The 20494-nt window shown below is 69.2% G+C and carries 14 protein-coding genes and 1 pseudogene; 12 read left to right on the top strand and 3 right to left on the bottom strand.

The annotated features are described in order from the left end of the window. The first annotated feature begins 2 nt into the window (after positions 1 to 2). Together AB0E14_RS32370 and AB0E14_RS32365 are read left to right on the top strand one after the other, a co-directional pair. Positions 3 to 689, top strand: a complete 687-nt coding sequence (locus AB0E14_RS32370; protein WP_362426373.1) for a transposase family protein — start codon at positions 3 to 5, stop codon at positions 687 to 689. 274 nt (positions 690 to 963) lie between these two features. Beyond that, positions 964 to 1114, top strand: a pseudogene (locus tag AB0E14_RS32365) (IS5/IS1182 family transposase); the annotation flags it as partial. A gap of 340 nt (positions 1115 to 1454) precedes the next feature. Here AB0E14_RS32365 and AB0E14_RS32360 read toward each other — a convergent pair. Beyond that, positions 1455 to 2573 (bottom strand): hypothetical protein, encoded by a 1119-nt coding sequence (locus AB0E14_RS32360; RefSeq protein WP_362426370.1) that lies wholly within the window; start codon positions 2571 to 2573, stop codon positions 1455 to 1457. Between the two features lie 638 nt (positions 2574 to 3211). Continuing rightward, positions 3212 to 4060 (bottom strand): MurR/RpiR family transcriptional regulator, encoded by an 849-nt coding sequence (locus AB0E14_RS32355; RefSeq protein ID WP_362426367.1) that lies wholly within the window; start codon positions 4058 to 4060, stop codon positions 3212 to 3214. Positions 4061 to 4393: 333 nt separating this feature from the next. Here AB0E14_RS32355 and AB0E14_RS32350 point away from each other — a divergent pair, with 333 nt between their 5' ends. The 8 genes from AB0E14_RS32350 (at position 4394) to AB0E14_RS32315 (ending at position 14910) form a co-directional block, all read left to right on the top strand. After that, positions 4394 to 5773, top strand: coding sequence for a carotenoid oxygenase family protein (locus AB0E14_RS32350; RefSeq protein WP_362426364.1), 1380 nt, complete (start codon positions 4394 to 4396; stop codon positions 5771 to 5773). A gap of 226 nt (positions 5774 to 5999) precedes the next feature. Then, on the top strand, positions 6000 to 7337 hold the full coding sequence (locus AB0E14_RS32345) for an aldehyde dehydrogenase family protein (protein WP_362426361.1): 1338 nt from the start codon (positions 6000 to 6002) through the stop codon (positions 7335 to 7337). Between the two features lie 18 nt (positions 7338 to 7355). Beyond that, positions 7356 to 8234 carry an enoyl-CoA hydratase-related protein gene (locus tag AB0E14_RS32340; protein ID WP_362426358.1) on the top strand — a complete coding sequence of 293 codons (879 nt, stop codon included), beginning with the start codon at positions 7356 to 7358 and terminating at the stop codon, positions 8232 to 8234. Continuing rightward, the gene (gene fabG, locus AB0E14_RS32335) at positions 8231 to 8989 is read left to right on the top strand and encodes a 3-oxoacyl-ACP reductase FabG (protein ID WP_362426355.1); all 759 of its coding nucleotides are present in this window, start codon (positions 8231 to 8233) and stop codon (positions 8987 to 8989) included. The genes AB0E14_RS32340 and fabG overlap by 4 nt, the downstream gene beginning before the upstream one ends. An 82-nt stretch (positions 8990 to 9071) precedes the next feature. Beyond that, complete coding sequence (locus AB0E14_RS32330) at positions 9072 to 10766, top strand: AMP-binding protein (RefSeq protein WP_362426352.1); 1695 nt, start codon at positions 9072 to 9074, stop codon at positions 10764 to 10766. A gap of 83 nt (positions 10767 to 10849) precedes the next feature. Continuing rightward, positions 10850 to 11764 carry a CoA-transferase gene (locus AB0E14_RS32325; RefSeq protein ID WP_362426377.1) on the top strand — a complete coding sequence of 305 codons (915 nt, stop codon included), beginning with the start codon at positions 10850 to 10852 and terminating at the stop codon, positions 11762 to 11764. Continuing rightward, complete coding sequence (locus tag AB0E14_RS32320; protein ID WP_362426349.1) at positions 11761 to 12528, top strand: CoA-transferase; 768 nt, start codon at positions 11761 to 11763, stop codon at positions 12526 to 12528. The genes AB0E14_RS32325 and AB0E14_RS32320 overlap by 4 nt, the downstream gene beginning before the upstream one ends. Positions 12529 to 13419: 891 nt before the next feature. Next, positions 13420 to 14910: an MFS transporter gene (locus AB0E14_RS32315; protein WP_362426346.1), complete on the top strand. Its 1491-nt coding sequence runs from the start codon at positions 13420 to 13422 to the stop codon at positions 14908 to 14910. A 203-nt stretch (positions 14911 to 15113) separates the two neighbouring features. Here AB0E14_RS32315 and AB0E14_RS32310 read toward each other — a convergent pair whose 3' ends face one another. Further along, complete coding sequence (locus AB0E14_RS32310) at positions 15114 to 16046, bottom strand: LysR family transcriptional regulator (protein WP_362426343.1); 933 nt, start codon at positions 16044 to 16046, stop codon at positions 15114 to 15116. 279 nt (positions 16047 to 16325) lie between these two features. Between AB0E14_RS32310 and AB0E14_RS32305 the strand changes: the two genes are divergently transcribed. Next, on the top strand, positions 16326 to 17324 hold the full coding sequence (locus tag AB0E14_RS32305; RefSeq protein ID WP_362426340.1) for a nitronate monooxygenase family protein: 999 nt from the start codon (positions 16326 to 16328) through the stop codon (positions 17322 to 17324). A 667-nt stretch (positions 17325 to 17991) separates the two neighbouring features. Next, on the top strand, positions 17992 to 20349 hold the full coding sequence (locus AB0E14_RS32300; RefSeq protein WP_362426375.1) for a transglycosylase domain-containing protein: 2358 nt from the start codon (positions 17992 to 17994) through the stop codon (positions 20347 to 20349). The last annotated feature ends 145 nt before the right edge of the window (positions 20350 to 20494 follow it).

Here is a 20494-nt window from a genome sequence, read left to right as displayed (position 1 = left end):
GCATTTGTGAGAAGTCGGCCCGGCTGTCGCCGACGCGGTCGCACTCGGGGAGCGTCCCGTCGAGCAGGACATGGTCGGGGTCGGTTTCGCGTAGGACCCGCAGGAGGCCGGGCGCCCGGCCGGAGAGGTGCTGGACGACTGCCTACGTCACCGCCGTCGTCCGGCACCTGGCGGACAAGGCGCCAGGACTGCTGAAGGCGCTGAGGGAGACGGACCCCGACTACGTCCTCGTGGACGGCACCCTCGCCGAGTGCGACCGGGTCGGTGACGGACGGGCCGACTACTCCTCCAAGCACAAGCGGCACGGCGTGAACGTGCAGGTCGTCACCAACCCCACCGGTAGGATCCTCTGGCTGTCGCCGGCACTGCCGGGCCGAACCCACGACCTGACAGCCGCCCGAACCCACAAGATCATCCGGATCTGTGAACGCCAGGGCGTCCCGATCCTCGCGGACATGGCCTACATCGGTGCAGGGGACTGGGTCACCACCGCGAAGCGCCGCCCGCCCAACGGCGAACTCACACCCACCGAGCGGACGGTCAACCGAGCCCTGTCCGCCGCCCGGGCACCCGTCGAACGCGGAGTCGCCCGCCTGAAGTCCTGGCGGATCTTTCGACGCGCCCGCTGCAGCCCAACACGCCTCACCCTGATCGCTGCTGCGGTCCTCACCCTGGAGAGGCAACGCTGAAAAGGCTCAGTGAGCTTCTTCAAGTCGCCCACGATCGAGTGACACGTTTGAAGAATCTGCGCAGGTCAGTCCATCCTGGCGGTTCCCGACCGAGGCCAAGTCGAAGAAGCTCACTGAGCCTCTTTCATCCTGTGCTGGAGGGTGAAATGGGCTGGTCAGCGGGGGTGGTGACGAGGCAGGGCCCCTGGTCGTTGGCGTGGTGATTCCATTCAACACGCTGGCGACAGAAGGGGCCCTGGTGGTTCCGTATCCTGCCATGCTCGATGTTCCTCACGACCACGCCCGACTGAGGGCACCTGGCGAACGCGCCTTCGCCCAATTTGAAGTCCTGACGGCTGCTCCGGCGGGCCCGATGCTCCACCAGCCGCATCGGCACCATCGTCCAGGCCATACATACGCTGCTGACCTGCAGCTATTCAGGATGAAAGAGGCTCACTGAACGTCTTTCATCCTGTGGTTCCGAGAGCGAAGATCAAGAGCATCGCCGCAGGTCAGAAGCGCTTGAGAAACCGCGCCGAATCCAGGATGAAAGAGGCTCACTGCTCTGTTCGTCCACGTTCGGGCCCGCATCCGAATGAACTCGTCCGCCACATCTCGACGACGAGCGGTGCCAGTCCCGAAACACTACGGTCACGACGTCGTAGACAGGGTTATGCACCGTCAACGACGAGCGTGTTCGTCATATATATCCAACAGGCCCGTCGTGGATGAGGAGCCCCGGGAAGGCGCGAGGCAGGCCCCTCACGGGAGCGGAACCGGCGTCTTTCAGCCAGGCATTTTGTGGGTGACGGTGACGCGCTGTTCGACCTCGACGGTGAGGGCCCGGTGGGCGTAGCAGGTGTTCGCCGCGGCGGACATCAGCTTCGTGGCGTCCTCCTCCGACAGCTGGCCGTGCAGGAACAGGCCTGAGTCCAGCGGCTTGAAGCCGGATGCCGGGAAGCGGCTCAGCTGGGCGAGGCGGGGGGCGTCAACCGGGAGCCGACGGATACTGACGTAGCGGCACAGTTGGGTGTGGAAGCAGAAGGCCGTGCCGATGGCGAAGTGCACGAGCGGGGCGGGCGCCGCCTCGTTGGCCGGGTCGCTGAGCAGCGTCCAGGTGGGAGACTTCTCCGAGAACCAGACGTGCGAGACGATCAGTCCTGTGGCCGGGTTCAGGCCGCCGTTGGTCCGGATGCGCCAGCTCACCGTGCCGTCGTTGTCGTCGGTCAGCATGACGGGCGGCTTGTCGCCCACGGGGTGCCCGACAGGCACCGCCTCCGGGCGCGCCTCGGCCGGTTCGGGCTGCTGCGAGTGCTGGAGGAAGGGGTCGGCCAAGAGCTCCGAGGACACCGGGAGGTCGACGGGCGTCGCTCTTCCGTTGGTCGTCAGGGAGAACAGACCTTCGTGGGCACCGGCTACGGCGGCGACGGCGGAGGAGCGGGAGAGGGCCACCTCGACCATCCTGTTCACTGTGGCCTCGTCCTGCTCGCACGTCAGATCGATGTCACAGGTCATGTGGTAGACCTGGGCGACCGCCTCTCCTTTGGAGAACGAACCCTTGACGGCGAAGCCCTGCGTGACGTTGACGTCGAGGTCTCCGATCACCAGGCCGGCCTCTTGGGCCGTCTCGACGATGCGGGCCACGATGTCCCCGTGCAGGCCGCCCACCCAGTACGCGAGCGGTGCCGGTGCCATGTTCGCGCCGTTCAGATAGGCGCCTTCGTCGCACACCAGGCGCCAGGTCCGGTCGCTGTGGACGTCTCGGGCGAGGCCCTCCTTCTGGAATCCGCCCAGGCCCATCACTTCGATGTGGTAGGCCACTTCTCCCTCACGCGGGGGAGCGTCGCTGCCGCTCCGGGCCACGAAGGTCAGGGGGTGCGGTGACTGGTGAAGCGGAGTGGTCACGGTGGCAATCCTCTTCCGGCACGCCGCTGGTGTTCATGGCCAGTCGTGCCACGGGTGGGAAGTCGACGCTGACACGTCGGTGCGTGCCGCGTTCACGTTCGGAAGGCGTCGGCGATGCTGGGAGCGCCGGTGCGGCGCACATCGCACGGGGGGTGTGGGCACGGAGCGGCTGCCTTCTGGTGGGGCGTGCCCGTCGTGTCCAGATGTCTGGCGCCCGCTGGCTGAAGGACGTTCACGGGCTGGTGCCGGCGGTAGGGAACTGTGGGGATTCCACGCCGGACGGGTGGGCTGACACGTCTGTCGAATCGGCCGTCGACCAGGACGTGGGACGAAGGCGATCTTCTCGGTCAGGCTGTCCGTGGAGGGTGGAGTGCCGTGCCACGGATCCATGGTGATGGCGGTCTGCCTCCACGGAGGCGAATGCGCTGTGACGGCATGGGGGAACCCACCTTGCGACGTGGTGAACCGATTTCCCAAGCACACCAGGCGACGGTCGCGGGATCATCAGCGAAAAAGGTTGCGGTGGGTGGGTCCCAGGCGCAGACCGTTCTGTTCAGCGCGCCTTCCGTTCAGAGCTGGTTCCGATCAGCGGTCGCGTGTCCACGGGCCCGGCGGGTGGTGCCGGGGCCTCTGCCGCATCACGCGTTGTCGTCCATGAGGCCGAGTCTCTGCCAGAGTTGTTCGACGCGCCCCACCGCCCGCACAGCCTCCGGGGTGACGGGCAGTGCGGCGATGACCGCCTGGGCCACCGCGACCATCGCGGTCAGCGACGGAGTGGGCCGGCCGCTCTCGATCGGCGCGACGACGACGTGGTCGGCGACGGCTGCCAACGGGGACGCGTGCAGATCGGTGATGACACAGACCGTCGCACCACGTTCCTTGGCGAGTTCGGCCAAGGGAGGCATGACGCGCAGCAGACGCCACACATTGACCATCAGGAGACAGTCGCCGTCGCCCAGCAGCGACACCTGAGCGCTCAGGGCAAGCGCGGAACCGGACGCCACGCGCATGTCACGACCCGTGACGGCGCCCAGATGTCCCAGAACGCCGGCCGGTGTCTCCGCGAGTCCTGATCCGATGATCAGAGTGCGGCGGGCGGCGTCGATTGCCGTCGCCATTCTCCGGATCGCCGCGGTGGTGTCGTCGGTGATGAGCACCTGAATGTTGACCGCGTCCTGGCGGAGCGCGGCGGCCGCCTCGTCCACGTCGGCCGCACCGGCCGGCGGTCCGTCCACCTCGCCGCTGGCCATCGACGCGATGTAGTGGCCGCGCAGCTGGCGGCGGAGCGCCGGCCATCCTTCGAATCCGAGCTGTTGGGCGGTCCTGACGACCGTGGAGGTGTTGACGCCCGCGCGCTCGGCGATCTCCCGCGCCGAAGCGTATGCGGCCAGCTGCGGCTCACGACTGAGGAACCGGAGCACCCGTGCGGACTGCGGGCCGAGGTCCTGGGCTCCGTCGAGCAAGCCGAGCCACTGTCCGACCAACATGCGCGCCTTCTCCTACGGACGAGACTGCGGCGGGGAGCGGCCGCAGGGCCGATGGTACGTGAGCGTCCTCGCCGTTCCCGGAGGGCGGAGGAGCCCGGGGCGCGGTACCCCGGCGCGACCGTGGGACGTCAGGAAGCAGACCCCTTGACGCAAGTTTTACTGCATGGGAACAATGAATACACAGACCATTGCATCCAGCCGACCTCCGCATCGACAAGATCAGCCCTCTCCTGCGGGGGAGCCGGGGAACGAGCCGCCCGTAACCGGGTTCGCGGACCCCCGCTCAGTGCTCCTGGATCCGTCTCATCCGACTCCTCGCCGCTAAGGGGCACCATGTCCAGCACTCCGCAAGAGGCCGTGGAAAGGCAGGACCGCCACATCCACGTCGGGCACTACTCACCGGTGCCGGACGAGATCGACGGGCTCGACCTGGAGGTCACCGGTATTCTGCCGCCGGACCTCAACGGCCGCTATGTACGCACCGGCCCCAACCCCCGCCCCGGGGACGACTCAGGCCATGTGTTCACCGGCCACGGAATGCTGCACGGCGTGCGGCTCCGAGGCGGCCGCGCCGAGTGGTACCGCAACCGATGGGTGCGTACGAACAGGTTCGCCGGGTCGCCCTTCCTGCGCGCGGACGGAAGGCCCGATCTCAGCGCGGTGACCGCCAACACCAGTGTCATCTCGCATGCCGGCAAGCTCCTCGCCCTCGTCGAATCCGGCCTGCCCTACGAGTTCACCCCCGAGCTGGAAACAGTCGGGCCCTGCGACTTCGGCGGACGGCTGACCACCGCCATGACCGCCCACCCCAAGGAGGACCCGGTCACCGGCGAACTCCTCTTCTTCGGCTACAGCCCCGTCATGCCTCCGTACGTCACGTACCACCGGCTGTCGGCCGCGGGCGAACTGGTGGAGACCCGGGAGATCTCGGTTCCGGCGGGCATCATGATGCATGACCTCGCCATCACCGAGAACTACGTCATCTGGCTGGACCTTCCCCTCGTCTTCGACCCGGCGCTGTTCGGGAACAACAGCATGCCGGCACGGTGGGACGACGCTCACGGCGCCCGGCTGGGGCTGATGCGCCGTGACCAGGCAGGTCAGGTGCGCTGGTTCGACATCGATCCCTGTTACGTCTTCCACGTCGGCAACGCCCACGAAGACGCGGCCGGACGGGTCGTACTGGAGGCGGTGCGCTACTCGCGCAAGGCGTTCCACACGATGTGGCAGGCGATGGGCGGCCATGTCGACGAACCACGGGCGGCCGGCCCCCGAATGGGCGAGTTCCAGGTGGGGACCGTTCACCGCTGGACTCTGGACCCCGCCACGGGCACGGTCCGTGAGCAGGCCCTGGACGACCGCGGTGTGGAGCTGCCCACCCTCAACGACGAACTGACCGGCCGGCACAGCCGCTACCTCTACACCGTCACCGACAGCGCCATCGTCAAGTACGACACCGTCGCGGGCACCTCGACGTCCTACGACACGCCCGCCGGCGCCGCGCCGGGTGAGGCGGTCTTCGCGCCCGCGCAGGACGCCGCCGGGCAGGAGGACGCCGGCTATCTGCTGTCGATGGTGTCACACGGCCTGGAGGAAGCCTCCGAACTGCTGGTCCTCGATGCCCAGAACATGACCCGGCTGGCCTCGGTCGCCATGCCGCGACGCGTCCCGTTCGGATTCCACGGCGACTGGATGCCGGACCAGCAGGGGTAGGACTGGCGCATCGATCGAGCCGCCCTTGCTCGGTTCGACGAAGAAGCGCTCGTGGATCAGGTGCCCTTCTCTGATAACGCCGTGATCAGTCTGGGGCGGTGTGCTCAAGCGAATTCGAGCGGCGCCTGAGCACCGGCCCGATCCTGCCGGTGCGCCTGGCCACCGGCCCGGTTCGGCCGCTGGCGTTCGACCACGCCATGTACGACGCTACGGAGAAAGAAGTCCTGTGACGACCCATCACCCCACCGCTCTCACGAGCGCCGGCGCGGCCGCGATCGTCGGGCGGCTTCGCACGACGTTCCGCGCCGGGCACACCAAGCCCCTCGACTGGCGTCGGAAGCAGCTCGGGCGGCTGAGAGAGTTCCTCGTCGAGAACGGGGACGCCATCGCCGAAGCTCTCCACGCCGACCTGCGCAAGAGCCGTGCCGAGGTCGACACCATGGAGATCGGCGGGACCGTTCGTGAGATCGACGGTCTCCTCGAACACCTCGACGGGTGGCTCGAACCGCAGCACGTACCTGTCCCCGCGCACCTGCCTCGTGGCACGTCGGCCCGCACGGAGTACGAGCCGCTCGGCGTCACCCTCGTCATCTCCGCCTGGAACTATCCGGTGAACCTGCTTCTGGTGCCGGTCGCGGGCGCCCTGGCAGCCGGCAACGCCGTCGTCATCAAACCGGCAGAGCAGGCTGCCGCGACCTCCGCGCTGCTCGCCGAGCTGCTGCCGCGGTACCTCGACCGCGACGCCACCGCCGTGGTCGTGGGCGGCGCCGAGGAGACGACCCTGCTGCTGGCAGAGCGTTTCGACCACATCTTCTACACCGGCAACGGCACGGTCGGCCGGGCCGTGATGGCCGCGGCCACCACGCATCTGACCCCGGTCACACTGGAACTCGGCGGCAAATCACCGGTGTTCGTGGACCGGGACCTCGACATCGACGTCGTGGCCGAGCGCCTGGTCCTGACCAAGTTCACCAACGCCGGCCAGACCTGTGTCGCGCCCGACTACATCCTGACCGACCCGGACACCGCCGCCGCCCTCGAAGCCTCGCTCACCGGGGCCCTGCTCAAGCGGTTCGGAGAGGATCCGAAGGCATCGGACCTGTACGGCCGCATCGTCAACGAGCGCCACTTCGACCGGCTCACCTCCTTTCTGGGATCCGGCCGGACGGTCACCGGAGGACAGACCGACCGCGCCGACCGGTACATCGCTCCGACGGTCCTGGCCGACGTCACGCCAGAGGAGCCGGTCATGGGTGAGGAGATCTTCGGCCCCGTCCTGCCGATCGTCACCGTCGCGGACCTGGACGAGGCGATCGCCTTCATCAACGACCGCGACAGACCGCTGGCCCTGTACGCGTTCACCGACAGTGCCACCACGCGGCGCAGGCTGGCTGCCGAAACCTCCTCCGGCGGGCTCGGCTTCGGCTGGCCGATGCTCCAGCTCGCCGTCTCCACCCTTCCCTTCGGCGGTGTCGGCGAGAGCGGCATGGGCCACTATCGCGGCCGCTTCTCCGTCGAGACCTTCAGCCACCGCAAGGGCATCCTCGACGTACCCCTGACCTAGGAGCTCTGCACAGAAGCCATGCCCGGGAACACCGAGTCGGAAAAGTCCGTAGTCGTGGCGCGCAAGGGCCCCGTGCTGCGGGTGATTCTCAACCGTCCACACCGCAAGAACGCGATGACCGAGGAAGCCTGGGCCCTGCTCGGGGAGACGCTGCGCACCGCCCGGGCCGACGACTCCGTACGGGTCGTGGTGCTGACCGGTGCCGGCGGGGACTTCTGCGCCGGCGCGGACCTGAAGGGAACGCTGTCGCGGCGACATCCGCTGGACCGGATGGGCCGTCTCGGCGACGTCGCCCTGGCTCTGCACGAGATGCCCCAGCCGGTGATCGCCGAGGTGCAGGGCGTCGCCGTGGGCGCGGGCTGGAACCTGGCCCTGGGCTGTGACCTGGTCGTGGCGTCCACGACCGCGCGGTTCTCCCAGATCTTCGCCCGCCGCGGACTGTCCCTGGATCTCGGCGGGACGTGGCTCCTGCCCAGGTTGGTCGGCCTCCAGCAGGCCAAGCGACTGGCCCTGCTGGCCGACTTCGTCGAAGCCGAGGAAGCTCTGCGTCTGGGTCTGGTGACGTGGGTGAAGCCCCCCGAACAGATAGGCGCGTTCGTCGACGACCTCGCCGCCCGCCTCGCGGCCGGACCCCCCGTCGCCATGGCCCAGTCGAAGCGCCTGCTGAACGATGCGAGCAGTCAGACCCTGCGCGAAGCGCTGGAGAGCGAGTCACGGGCGCAGGCGGTCAACCTCGCCACCGACGCGCCCGCCGCACGGCAGGCGTTCCAGGAGGGAACCGACCCCCGTTTCGACGGCAGGTGGCAGCTGCACCCCGCAGCGCGGCCGCCGCACGACGGAACCACCCTTGAGCAGCACCCGATCCGCAGTCACAGCCACCCCAGGAGCACCCCGTGAACAGGTTCACCGGCAAGGTCGCCATCGTCACCGGCGCCGCGCAGGGCATCGGTGCCGCCACAGCCCGCCGCCTCGCCGCGGAGGGCGCTGCGGTGGCGGTCCTCGACCTGACCGCGGAAGGCGGACAGGCCGTCGCCGAACAGATCCGGCAAGAGGGCGGCACCGCCCGCGCGTACGCGTGCGACGTCACCGACGGCGAGACCGTCAACGCGGTGTTCGGGCAGGTCGACGAAGAGCTGGGCGGGCTGCACATCCTCGTCAACAACGCCGGGATCACCCGGGACAATCTCTTCTTCAAGATGGCCAAGGCCGACTGGGACAGCGTTCTCGACGCGAACCTCACCAGCGCCTTCCACTGCGCGCAGGCAGCGCAGACCTATATGACGCGGCAGAGGTACGGCAAGATCGTCAGCCTCAGCAGCAGATCCGCCCTCGGCAATCGCGGACAGGCGAACTACGCCGCCGCCAAAGCCGGCATCCAAGGGCTGACCGCGACCCTCGCCATCGAGCTGGGCCCCTACGACATCAACGTCAACGCGGTCGCCCCCGGCTACGTCGCCACCGCCATGACCGCGGCCACCGCCGAGCGCACCGGGCACGCACCCGAGGAGCATCAGAAGCTCGCCGCCGAGCGCACCCCCCTGCGGCGGGTCGCACGGCCGGAGGAGATCGCCGCCGTGGTCGTCTTCCTCGCCAGCGACGACGCCTCGTACGTCAGCGGCCAGACGCTGTACGTCAATGGCGGGGCACGCTGAATCGATCCCACGGCCGAGAAGGCTCACCGGCAGGACCCGGAAAGCCACCCATCGAGTCCCTACTGACGGAAGGAGCGGTGTTGTGAACAGGTACTGGCCTGAGGGGATGCCGACCTCCCTCGACTACCCCGACCTGGCCGCAGGTGAGATCCTCACCGCCGCGGCGAAGCTGTACGGGGACCGGCTTGCCGTGGTCGACGGCGAGGAGCAGCTGACGTTCGCCGAGTTGCACGACCATGCCGTCGCATTCGCCCACGGCGTACGCCGCGCGGGCGTGCGCGACGGCGATGTCGTGCTGCTTCACCAGCCCAACTCCCTGTGGTTCCTGGTCACGTACTACGGCGCACTGTTGGCCGGAGCGACGGTGGCGCCGGCGAATCCGCTGCAGCCCGCGGCGGGACTGCGCTCCCAGCTGCTGGACACCGGCGCGGTCGTCGCCGTAAGTCATCCGGCGCACATCACCACACTGCTCGAAGCCCGGAGAGGGACCGAGGTGCGCACGGTCGTGGCCGTGCCGCCCACCACCAGCGCGCCCTGCGCGGGGCTCCCGCCGGCCGGCGACGGTGTGGTCGCCCTGGCGGACTTCGTCGTGGAACGGGCCGACGCCCCGCCGGACACCAGGGTGACCGGCGACGACACGGCCCACATCATCTACACCGGCGGCACGACCGGGGTCCCCAAGGGCGTCAGGGTCCTGCATCGCAACGTGGTCGCGAACGTCGCCCAGATGACCGCGTGGCGTGCCGCCCACCTGATCATCACCGAGGGCGAGAGCGGAGAGACCCGACTCCGGCCGCTTCCGGGGCCGCACACCATGGGTGTGCAACCCGGGGTCGCGGTCACGCTGATGGTGTCCCCCCTCTTCCACGTGCACGCGCTCATCAACACGAGCTTCCTGCTGCTCTGCGGTACCACTGTCGTGATCACCGGACGGTTCTCGCCGGAAAGCCTCCTGGCGGCCGTGGAGCACCACCGGGCCACCTACCTGCTCGGCAGCCCTACCATGTGGCACGCTCTGGTGGACAGCCCCGACGCGCACAGCCGCGACCTGTCCAGCGTCCGCGTGATCTCCTCCGGAGGCGCCCCGGCGGACGAGGCCACCCTTGTCGCACTCGAATCCGTCTTTCCCTCGGCGCTCGTCGTCGAGGGGTACGGCCTGACCGAGGGGACGTGCGTGGTGACGTCCGCGCCGCTGCAGCGCGACGGCGGGCACAAGCTCGGCAGCGTCGGCCTACCGCTCTTCGACACGACACTCGAAATCCGGTCCACCAAGGAGAAGGGGGCCCCGTGCGGACCCCATGAGGTGGGGGAGCTGTGGGTCCGCGGACCTCAGGTCACGCCGGGCTACCTGAACCGGCCGGAAGAGACCGCCGATCAGTTCGTCGAGGGCTGGCTGCGCACCGGAGACCTCGGCTACCTGGACGAGGAGGGTTTCGTCTTCCTCTCCGGTCGCGCGAAGGAGATGCTGATCTACAAGGGGTACAACGTCTACCCGAGGGAACTGGAGAACATCCTGCGCGGCCACAGCGGTGTGCGGGCCGCCGCGGTCGTCGGAACACCGGACCCGCGGGTGGGGCAGAAGCCGACCGCCTTCGTGGTCGCGCGGCCCGGTGCGGCCATCGACCCCGACGAGGTCATCGCGTACGTCGCCGAACGAGTGGTTCCGTACAAGAAGATCCGCGCGGTGCACATCGTCGACTCACTGCCCGTGTCCGCCGCCGGGAAGGTGCTCAAGTCCGCCCTGCGCGCGCCGAGTACGACGCGGGAGGAAGGATGAGCGGCACCGCGAGAAACGCCGTCCGGCCGCAGCCGCAGCCGCATGCCGGTGACCGGCCCGCCGTCGCCGAATCCGGCGTGTCCATGGACAAGCGTGCCACCCTCGCCGACGCGATAGCCCGGCACGTCAGGAACGGGCAGACGGTCGCGATCGAGGGTTTCGGCCACCTGGTGCCGACGGCCGCCGCCCACGAGATCATCCGGCAGGGCTTCACCGGTCTGACGCTGGCACGGATGTCGTGCGACCCACTCGTCGACCAGCTGCTGGCGGCCGGCTGCGTACCCAGACTGATCTCGTCGTTCGTCGGCAACAGCTCCGCCGGATCACTCCACGAACTGCGCCGCCGCATCGAACTGCGGGACCCGGAACCGCTGGAGCTCGAGGAGTACAGCATGGGCGGCATGATCGCCCGGTACACGGCCGGCGCGGCCAAGCTGCCGTTCGCCCCGATCCGCTCCTTCACCGGCAGCGACCTGGTGGAACTGAACCCGATGATCAGGAGCGTGACCGATCCGTACGGCGGTGGGGAGATCCATGTGGTCCCCGCCCTGAATCCCGATGTGACGATCATCCACGCGCAACGTGCCGACCGCGCCGGGAACATCCAGGCATGGGGCATGCTCGGGGTCCATCAGGAGGCCGCGTTCGCGGGCAGATCGGTGATAGCCACCGTCGAGGAGATCGTCGACGACAGCGTCGTGCGCTCCGACCCGAACCGTACGATCGTGCCCTCGCACGTGGTGGACGCGGTGGTGCTGTGTCCGCGCGGCGCCCATCCGACGGCGGTGCAGGGCTACTACGACCGCGACGACCGCTTCCACCGCGAATGGTCCGAGCGGGCCCGTGACGCCGCCGCCCTGCGGAGGTGGATCGACCGGCACATCCGCGGCACCGATGACCACGAGGGTTTCATGGCCAGCCTCGGCCCGGACCACTGGCAGGCCCTGGAGGTCGGCACGCAGCTGTCGGCACCGGTCAATTACGGAGGGCGGCCATGAACGGCGTCACGAGCAGTGAACTCCTGACGGTGACCGCGGCGCGCGAACTGGCTCAGCGCCGGCTCGTCTTCTCGGGGCACGGGCTGCCCACCCTGGCGGTCGCGCTGGCCCGCCACACGGTGGCCCCGCACATCCAGACCGTCTACGAGTCCGGCGTGACCGGAGCCCATCCGGAGGAACTGCCGCGCAGCGTGACGGATCCGGTCATCGTCGCCGGTGCCGAATGCGTGATGGGCATGCCGCAGATGTTCGGCTACGTACTGCAGGGACAGCGGATCGACGTGGGGTTCCTGGGCTCCGCGCAGATCGACCGGTTCGGCAGCCTCAACTCGTCGATCGTCGGTGACTGGGACCGGCCCCGGGTACGCCTGCCCGGATCGGGCGGCGCGATCGAGGTGATGGCCAACGCCGGTGAGATCTTAGTCGTGATGCGCCGTCACGACCGCAGCACGTTCGTCCCCCGGCTGGACTTCTGCACGTCCCCCAGCCCGCGCCGGGCCGGTCAGGCACGGGGTGGGGCACAGCCGTACGGCAAGGGCGTCACGCGCGTGATCACCGATCTCGGAATCCTCGCGCGCGACAGCGGGGACGAAGAACTCGAACTGGTCGCCGTGCAACCCGGCGTCACGGTCGGGCAGGTGCGCGCCGCCACCGGCTGGGAGCTGCGGGTCCGCGACGACATGGCACAACTCGCGCCACCGAGCGCCGACGAACTGAAACTGCTGCGCGAGGAACTCGACCCGCAGCGCCTCTATCTGCGCTGACCCGCCCGCGGGGCCACGGCCTCGTCGTCGGGCAGCGCCAGTGGGCGCGAGCAGGCCGTGCGGAGGCTCCGTATCCGAAAGAGATCTGCTGACATCCGCGAAGTCCTTCGCCTGGTGGGCTGGGACATCCCGGTCCGCAGGATCGCTGCGGACCGGTGTGCACCTGAACGACGAAGGAGAGATGTCCATGAGCCTCCGTGGGATCGCTGTCCTGAAGCGTGTCTGGTCGGCCCGTGCCATGTCCGGAGGCGCGCCCGGCAAGACGCCGTCGGCCGCCGGACATCATGGTTCCCGGCTCCGTCCGACTGGCCATAGGCGTCCGCGCCACCGCATCGCTCCGCGAACGGGTCCTGCCGTCGGTCTCGCGGGTCGCCAACGCCGAATCCGGCCGCGCCACCGGTTGCCGGAACGCCCCCGAGGTCCCCCGACCTCGGCTGCCCCGTCACGGACAACGACCCCGCCGCCGCGCAGGCAGTCGGGTCCGAACCTGTCTCGGCCGTCGGACAGGACCGTGTCCTGACCCTCCAGCAGCCGACGCAGGCCGGCGAGGACTGAGGGGTGTGTCCGGCACCGAAGTCAAGGAGTCTCCTCCGTCCAACGGTGCCTGGGCGGCACCGGCCTCGCTCTGTTCCCGGAGGGGACCTCACGTCACCGAGCTCGGCGGACGGTCCCTCGAATCACTCCCCGCGCTTCGCCCCGGTGCCGGAACCGACCATCGAGGCGGGCACGGCCGCACTGCCGGCAGCCGCAGCCCGGCTGCGCGGCGACGCTCACGCCTGATCGCCGCAGCCTTCCGGATTCCCCGGACCCCGGGGGCCACATCACCTGTGCCGACGCCGCGTCGATCAATCCCCCACCACGGCGCCGTTCCCATCCCCGTTTGGAGCCGCAATGTCCTCTTCTGCCTCGGTCCCCGAGCCGCCCCCGCCCTCCCAGGCCAGCCCCCACCGCACCGGGTCGATCACCGCCCTCGTGGGCTTCCTCATCTTCATAGAGCTGAGCAGCGGCATCATGCAGGGCTCGACCCCCGTGGTCATCCCCCTCATCGGGCAGCACTTCGGCGTCAGCTCCGGAGATCTCAACTGGGTCATCAGCATCACACTGCTCGTGGCAGGCATCGCCACCCCCGCCGCCGCCAAACTCGGCGACATCCATGGCCACCGCCGCGTCATGCGCATCACCACCGTCGCCGTCGCCGCCGGTTCCGTCATCGTGGCCGTCGCCGACAGCTTCGCCCTGTTGCTGGTCGGCCGCGCGCTCCAGGGCCTGTTCGCCGCGTGGCTGCCCCTCAACATCGCCCTGGCGCGAGACCGCGGCGGTCCGCAGCGCCTCGGCCGTGCGGTCAGCATGCTCATGGGTTCGATGACGATCGGGATCACCGTCGGCGCCATGGGCACCGGACTGCTGTCCCAGCACTTCGACAACCTCCGGGTGATGCTCTGGCTGCCCGCGGTGTTCATCCTGCTGTGCGTCCCGGTGGTGTGGTTTCTCGTACCGGAGTCCGTCCAGCGCAGCAAGGACCGGATCGACTGGACCGGCGTCATCCTGCTGTCCCTCGCGCTCGGCAGCACCCTCCTCGCCCTCGCCCGCGGCGGGACGTGGGGCTGGGGGTCCCCGCCATTCGTCGGTCTGCTGGTCCTCGGCCTGCTGGCGCTCGTCGCCTTCATCCGCGTCGAACTGCGGGTGCCCCAGCCTCTGCTCGACGTACGCCTGATCATGCAGGGTCCGCTGGCCGGGCTCTACGCGATGAGCTTCCTGCAGGGCATCGTCATACTCGGTCCGCAGAGCGCCGGCATGACGTTCATGGCCACCGCGCCCGAGCTCGGCTTCGGCTTCGGCCTGAGCACCATGCAGCTCGCGCTCGCCGCGCTGCCGTGGAGCCTGGTGACGTTCCTGACCACCGTCTCCTCCGACCGGGTCCTCGTCGCCATCGGGCCGCGACTGGTCCTCGGCTGCGGATTCGCGATCACGGCGGCCGGCTTTCTGCTGGTCGTCGTGGCACACGGCGCACTGTGGCAGGTGCTCCTCGGCACCCTGGTGCAGGGCATCGGGTGCGGACTGGTCCTCGGCTCGCTGCCCACCGTGCTCGTGTCCGAAGTTCCCCAGGACCGCACGGGAATCGCCATGGGGCTCTCCAGCACCGCCAAGACACTCGGCGGGGCCACGGCCGGCGCCGTCTTCGCCGTGGTCATGAACCTGTACGTCCTCGATATCGGCGGACCCGGCCCCAAGGTCGCCAACGAGTTCGCCTACCAGCTCGTCTGGGGCATCTGCTGCGGCGCCTGCGTACTCGGAGCGCTGCTCACCCTGCGCATCCGTACCGGCAGGGTCCCCGCTGCGCCGGCCGGCGCCTCCGTATCGCCCGGCGTCGGGGCATCCTGACGGCCGGCGCCGGTCACGGCTGGAGCAGTGTGCAGCGGTCCCGGAGGGCCGCTGCACACTGCTGGTCAAGGCCGCCCGGCGCGTCGCCATCGGCGGGCTGCTCGCGAACTCTTCCCGTGCGGCGGACGACCAGCGGTCTCACCACGTCGGGAGCCACAGGCAGTACGGCGACAACCGCGATGACGTCCACCGTCGCCGCCACGTCAGTGAGAAGGGTTACGAGGGACGGGTCCGTCCTGCGTATCCGTTCGTGACAGGTCCGCCCATGTGCTCGGCAGCCCCGGCAGGAGTCGGGCGGACCGACGCACGGCCTGCGTCGCCGGTCGCCGGTCCGACGTGCGGGTGGCAATGGCCATTTCGCACGGGGACCCCGCCATGGGGACGAAGTGCACGTCCGGGTGGGGGTAGAAGCGGGCCGCCGCCGCGGCGTGCATGGACAGGCCGCCCGTTGCGGCGACGGCGGCCGGCAGCCCGGCGGGAGTGCGTACGCGTGGAGTGTCGGAGGTGTCCGCGCCCCAGGGGCCTGCCCATGGGGACTTGCCCGCCCGGGACTGGGCGACGGGCACCCATCGCTGGTCGTCGAGGTCCTTGGCGGAGAGGAACTCCGCGCCTGCGAGTTCCGATCGTGCCGGCACGACGGCCACGCGAGGGCTGCTGAGCACCCGCTCGAAGGTCAGGCCCTCGACGGGGCCGGTGTAGTGCACGATCGCGGCGTCCACGTGCTCGTCACGGACCGCGTCGTACTGGTCGACGAAGTCGAGGTCCTGGTAGACGAAGACCCCCGTGGGCAGAAGACCGCGTAGGAGATCGACGAAGCGGGGCCAGAGATCGGCCAGCCCGAAGCCGAGAACGCCGAGCGTGAGGGCTGGCCGTTCCGCGTCCCGGGGGTGAGCGGCGTCGGGCAGGGCGTCGATGGTGGCCAGGATGGAGCGCGCCTGGCCGATGAAACGCTCACCGGCCGCGGTGAGGGCCACCTGCCTGCTCGTGCGCTCGAACAAGAGGGCGCCGACGTCGCGCTCCAGACGTTGGATCCGGCGGCCGAAGGGCTGGGCGCTGATGTAGTGGCGCCGCGCCGCACGGCCGAAATGGAGTTCCTCGGCGAGCGTGACCGCGTAGCGAAGGTCTCTGATGTCCATCACTGCCTCCCTATGCACACAGGAGTATCGGCATGGTTGCCGTCGTCCGTCGTTTTCCGATCACAACCGATTCCACTCATGATCCGGCCGTCCAGGTGTGATGTGCTGTCGTTCCCCGGCCTTGCCAGGTACCGGCCACAGCGCACTTCTCGAGGTTGCAGCGCTTCCTCCCCTCGCACGGGAGCGAACATCGAGCCGGGGCGCCGAGGCTCCGTGTCAGGCACATCGCCCATGGTTGACGACCGCTGAACCCCTGTCCACGCGTCCGAAGGATCCGCCATGCCGCTGCCGCCCGCTCTCTCCCGGCCCCTCAAGCTCCCCGTGGTGGGCTCACCCCTGTTCATCGCCTCGGGGCCCGAACTGGTCATCGCCCAGTGCCAGGCCGGTGTGATCGGCTCGTTCCCCGCTCTCAACGCTCGGCCCGCGTCTCTCCTCAACGACTGGCTGGACCGCATCACGGAGGAGACCACGGCCTATGCCACCGCTCATCCGGACGCCGTCGTCGCGCCGTACGCGGTGAATCAGATCGTGCATCGCTCCAATGACCGCCTCGATCACGATATGAACGTCATCGTGAAGCACCGGGTTCCCATCGTGATCACGTCATTGGGCGCACGGCCCGAGATCAACGACGCCGTGCACGCCTACGGCGGCATCGTCCTGCACGATGTCACGACCGACGAGTTCGCCCACAAGGCCGTGGAGAAGGGGGCCGACGGCCTCATAGCCGTGGCCGCCGGCGCGGGAGGTCACGCGGGAACCCAGTCGCCCTTCGCGCTCGTACAGGAAATCCGGCGATGGTTCGACGGGCCTCTCCTGATGTCCGGGGCAATCGCTCATGGCCGCTCGATCCTGGCCGCTCTGGCCGCCGGCGCGGACCTCGCCTACGTCGGATCGGCTTTTCTGTCGACCGTCGAGGCCAACAACCCGGCCGCCTACAAGAAGATGATCGTCGACAGCACCGCCAAGGACATCGTCTACAGCAACCTGTTCACCGGCGTGCACGGCAACTACCTGCGCGGCAGCATCACCGCCGCCGGACTCGACCCCGACGACCTGGCCGAGTCCCACTCCTCCGCGATGAACTTCGGCTCGGCGGGCGGAGGCCGGACCAAGGCGTGGAGAGACATCTGGGGGTCGGGGCAGGGCATCGGCGCCATCACACGGGTCACGACGGTCAGCGAACTCGTCGCGGACCTCACCACGCAGTACCGTGAGGCCGTCGCCGCCCTCACGGAGAAGACGTCGCTCCGCCCCGCACCTACACCGTCCGGCTGAGCGGTCCGTCCGTCGAGCCATGTCGCGCGGTGCGACGGGGGGCGGGGGTCCTTGACGGGCGGCGTGTCGGTGACGGTCGCCGGGCCGCCCCGTACCCAGCGGGTCATGCGCGCCCGCCTCGACAGAGGCCGTCCCGACGGTCCAGGCAGCTCCTGGAAACGGCGACGCCGGGAGGCCTTCGGTCCGGGCCCGTACCGGACCGGAGGCGCCGGGCACCGAGGCGGCCGGAGGCCGTGGCCTGAGGAGGAAGCCGTGATCGGCACGGAGGTCCGGGCCGTGTCCGGTCGCCCGGAGAACCCCTGGTGGAGCCCCGTGCCCGAAAGTCTGCCCCATCGGGCTTTTCCGCCCCGCGCCACAAGATCTACTTTTCGAGGGCGGTGGGGCGGCTCCCGCACCCGGGTGGGACCGGACGTCGCGAGCCCTCGCCGTCGCAGGCCCCGCCGATCGCAGGGGCTGCACCGTCCGCATCTCCGCAAGGGCCTGACGCGCGCCGCTCCAGGCGTCCGGGAGTGGACCGGACCGGAGCCGGTACGTCCCGCCGAAGAGGAGTGGTCGTTCGATGAGCGAGCGTCGTCGCAGGGTGCCGGGGCAAACGACCGGCGGACGTGCCGAGGCCCGGCGCGCGGCGCGGCGGAGAGGCCGAGGGCGGCCGTCCGGCAGGAGGCGGATCGTCGACTATCCGCGGTCCGGGAAGCGCGGATGGCGACGCTGGGTGCCCTCATGGAAGCTCACCACGGGTCTCTTCCTGCTGTTCGTGGCCGGCCTGATGGGAACGGCGGCACTCGCGTACGCGATGGTGAGTGTTCCCAACGAGGATTTGAGCGCCAAAGCGCAGAACAACGTCTACTACTGGGCCGACGGCACGCAGATGGTCGCGACCGGCGGCGAGGTCAACCGGCAGATCATCGGTATCGAGCAGATCCCCCGAGTCATGCAGGACGCTGTGGTCTCCGCCGAGAACAAGACCTTCTGGACCGACTCGGGCATCGACCCGGTGGGCATCGGGCGCGCGTTGTGGAACATGATCAACGGCGGTGACACCCAGGGCGGTTCGACCATCACGCAGCAGTACGTGAAGAACAACCGTCTGAACGACCAGTCGCAGACGCTGACCCGCAAGGTGAAGGAACTCTTCATCTCGATCCGGGTCGGCGGTGAGATGGAGAAGCCCGCCATCCTGGCGGGCTACCTCAACACCGCGTACTACGGGCGCGGGGCCTACGGCATCCAGGCCGCGGCGCGCACGTACTTCGGCAAGAACGCCAAGGACCTCGACGCGAGCGAGTCCGCGTTCCTGACCGCGCTGCTGAAGGGCGCGACCTACTACGACCCGGCCGGCTCTCCCGAGATCGATCCGGCGGCCACCGCGCAGGCGAACCGTGAGCGGGCCGAGGAGCGATGGAGCTGGATCCTCGACGAGATGGTGCGGGACGGCAGGCTCCGTCCCGACGAGCGTGCGCAGTTCACCGAGTTCCCCGAGGTGAAGCTGCGTACGCCGGGTGCGCAGCTGGGCGGCCAGACCGGCTATCTGGTGCGGACGGCCGAAGCCAACTTCCTCAACAGGAACGACGCGGGTATAGACGCGCGGCAACTGGCCCAGGGCGGCTACGAGATCCACACCACCTTCGACAAGGAGAAGGTCGAGGCGCTCGAAGAGGCTGTCAAGAAGGTGTACGACGAGCACATCGACCCGGTGAAGCGGCCGGAGACGGACACCCACGTCCAGTTCGGGGGCGCCTCGGTCGACCCGAGCACGGGGGCCATCGTGGCGATCTACGGTGGCACCGACGCCACCCGGCACTTCACCAACAACGCCGACCAGACCGGTGCCCAGGTCGGCTCGACCTTCAAGCCGTTCGTCCTGGCCGCCGCGATGCGCGACGGCGTCCGGGACGAGGATCTCGGCCCCGCACAGGATGCCTCCACGCGCACGATCGTCGACCCGGACAGCAGCGTCTACGACGGCCGCAACAAGCTGAGGATCAGGAACTACGACGGCTCGGTCTGGCGTGACGAGAACGGTGACGAGTGGCTCCAGGTCAACGACGGCGACGCGAGCTACACGAATGTGACGCTGCGCGAGGCGATGGAGAAGTCGGCCAACTCCCCCTACGTGCAGCTCGGCATGGACGTGGGCATCGACAAGGTCCGCCAGGCGGCCGTCGACGCCGGCCTGCTGGAGTCGTCGCTGGTGGAGGCCGACGTGCCGTCGTTCTCGCTCGGCATCTCCTCGCCGAGCGCGATCCGGATGGCCGGGGCCTACGCGACGTTCGCGAACGAGGGAGAGCGTAACGACCCGTACTCCGTCACCCGGGTGCTGCGGCAGGGCGAGGTCGTCTACGAACACGAGTCCGCGCCCGAGCGTGCCTTCTCGACGGCTGTGGCCGGCAACATCACCGACGTGCTCCAGGGCGTCGTGGAGAACGGTACGGGCAGGAACGCGCGCCTTGAGGACCGCGAGGCGGCGGGCAAGACCGGAACGACCGACGGCAACAACTCGGCCTGGTTCGTGGGCTACACCCCGCAGCTCTCGACGGCCATCGACATGTACCGCTTCCCCGACGACGAGACGATCGAGAACCGCACGTTCCAGTCGATGTTCGGCACCGGCAACCAACCGAAGATCCACGGCTCGTCGTTCCCGTCGCAGATCTGGCACGACTACATGACCGAGGCCCTCGACGGCGCCAGGGCACTGGACTTCCCCGAACCGGAAGACCTGAACGGCGAGCGCGTCTTCGGCGGCGGCGCCGTCACCCCGAAGCCCGCACCCACGGAACCCGACGTCGAACCCGACCCGCCGACCCCCACACGGCCGGCGCCCACTCCGAGCGCCCAGGACGACGACAACAGCGGCCACGGATCCGACAGCAGTGGCACCACCGACGGAAGCTCCACCGGCACGACGAATCCGACCCCGGAGGAGACCGCCACCAGCGACGCCGACGGTGGGGGCTCGGGAGGTGATGACGGCGGCGGCGAAGACACGGTCAACGGCGCCACCACGGGCGACACCGGAAACTGACGGCCGTCAGCCCGTGGTTGGCGCCGGATCGCGCTGCGCACGGGGCGGACAGCGACGGGGCGTAGCCGGGCAGGAGGTGGTCGTGGACGGCTCGGGGCAGAGCTGGACACGTCCAGCCCGGACGGGCGGACAGGCACGCGAACCC

Source organism: Streptomyces sp. NPDC047981, assembly GCF_040653315.1.
In the GTDB taxonomy this organism is placed as follows: Bacteria; Actinomycetota; Actinomycetes; order Streptomycetales; family Streptomycetaceae; genus Streptomyces.
This window is presented reverse-complemented; position numbering and strand designations above follow the sequence as displayed.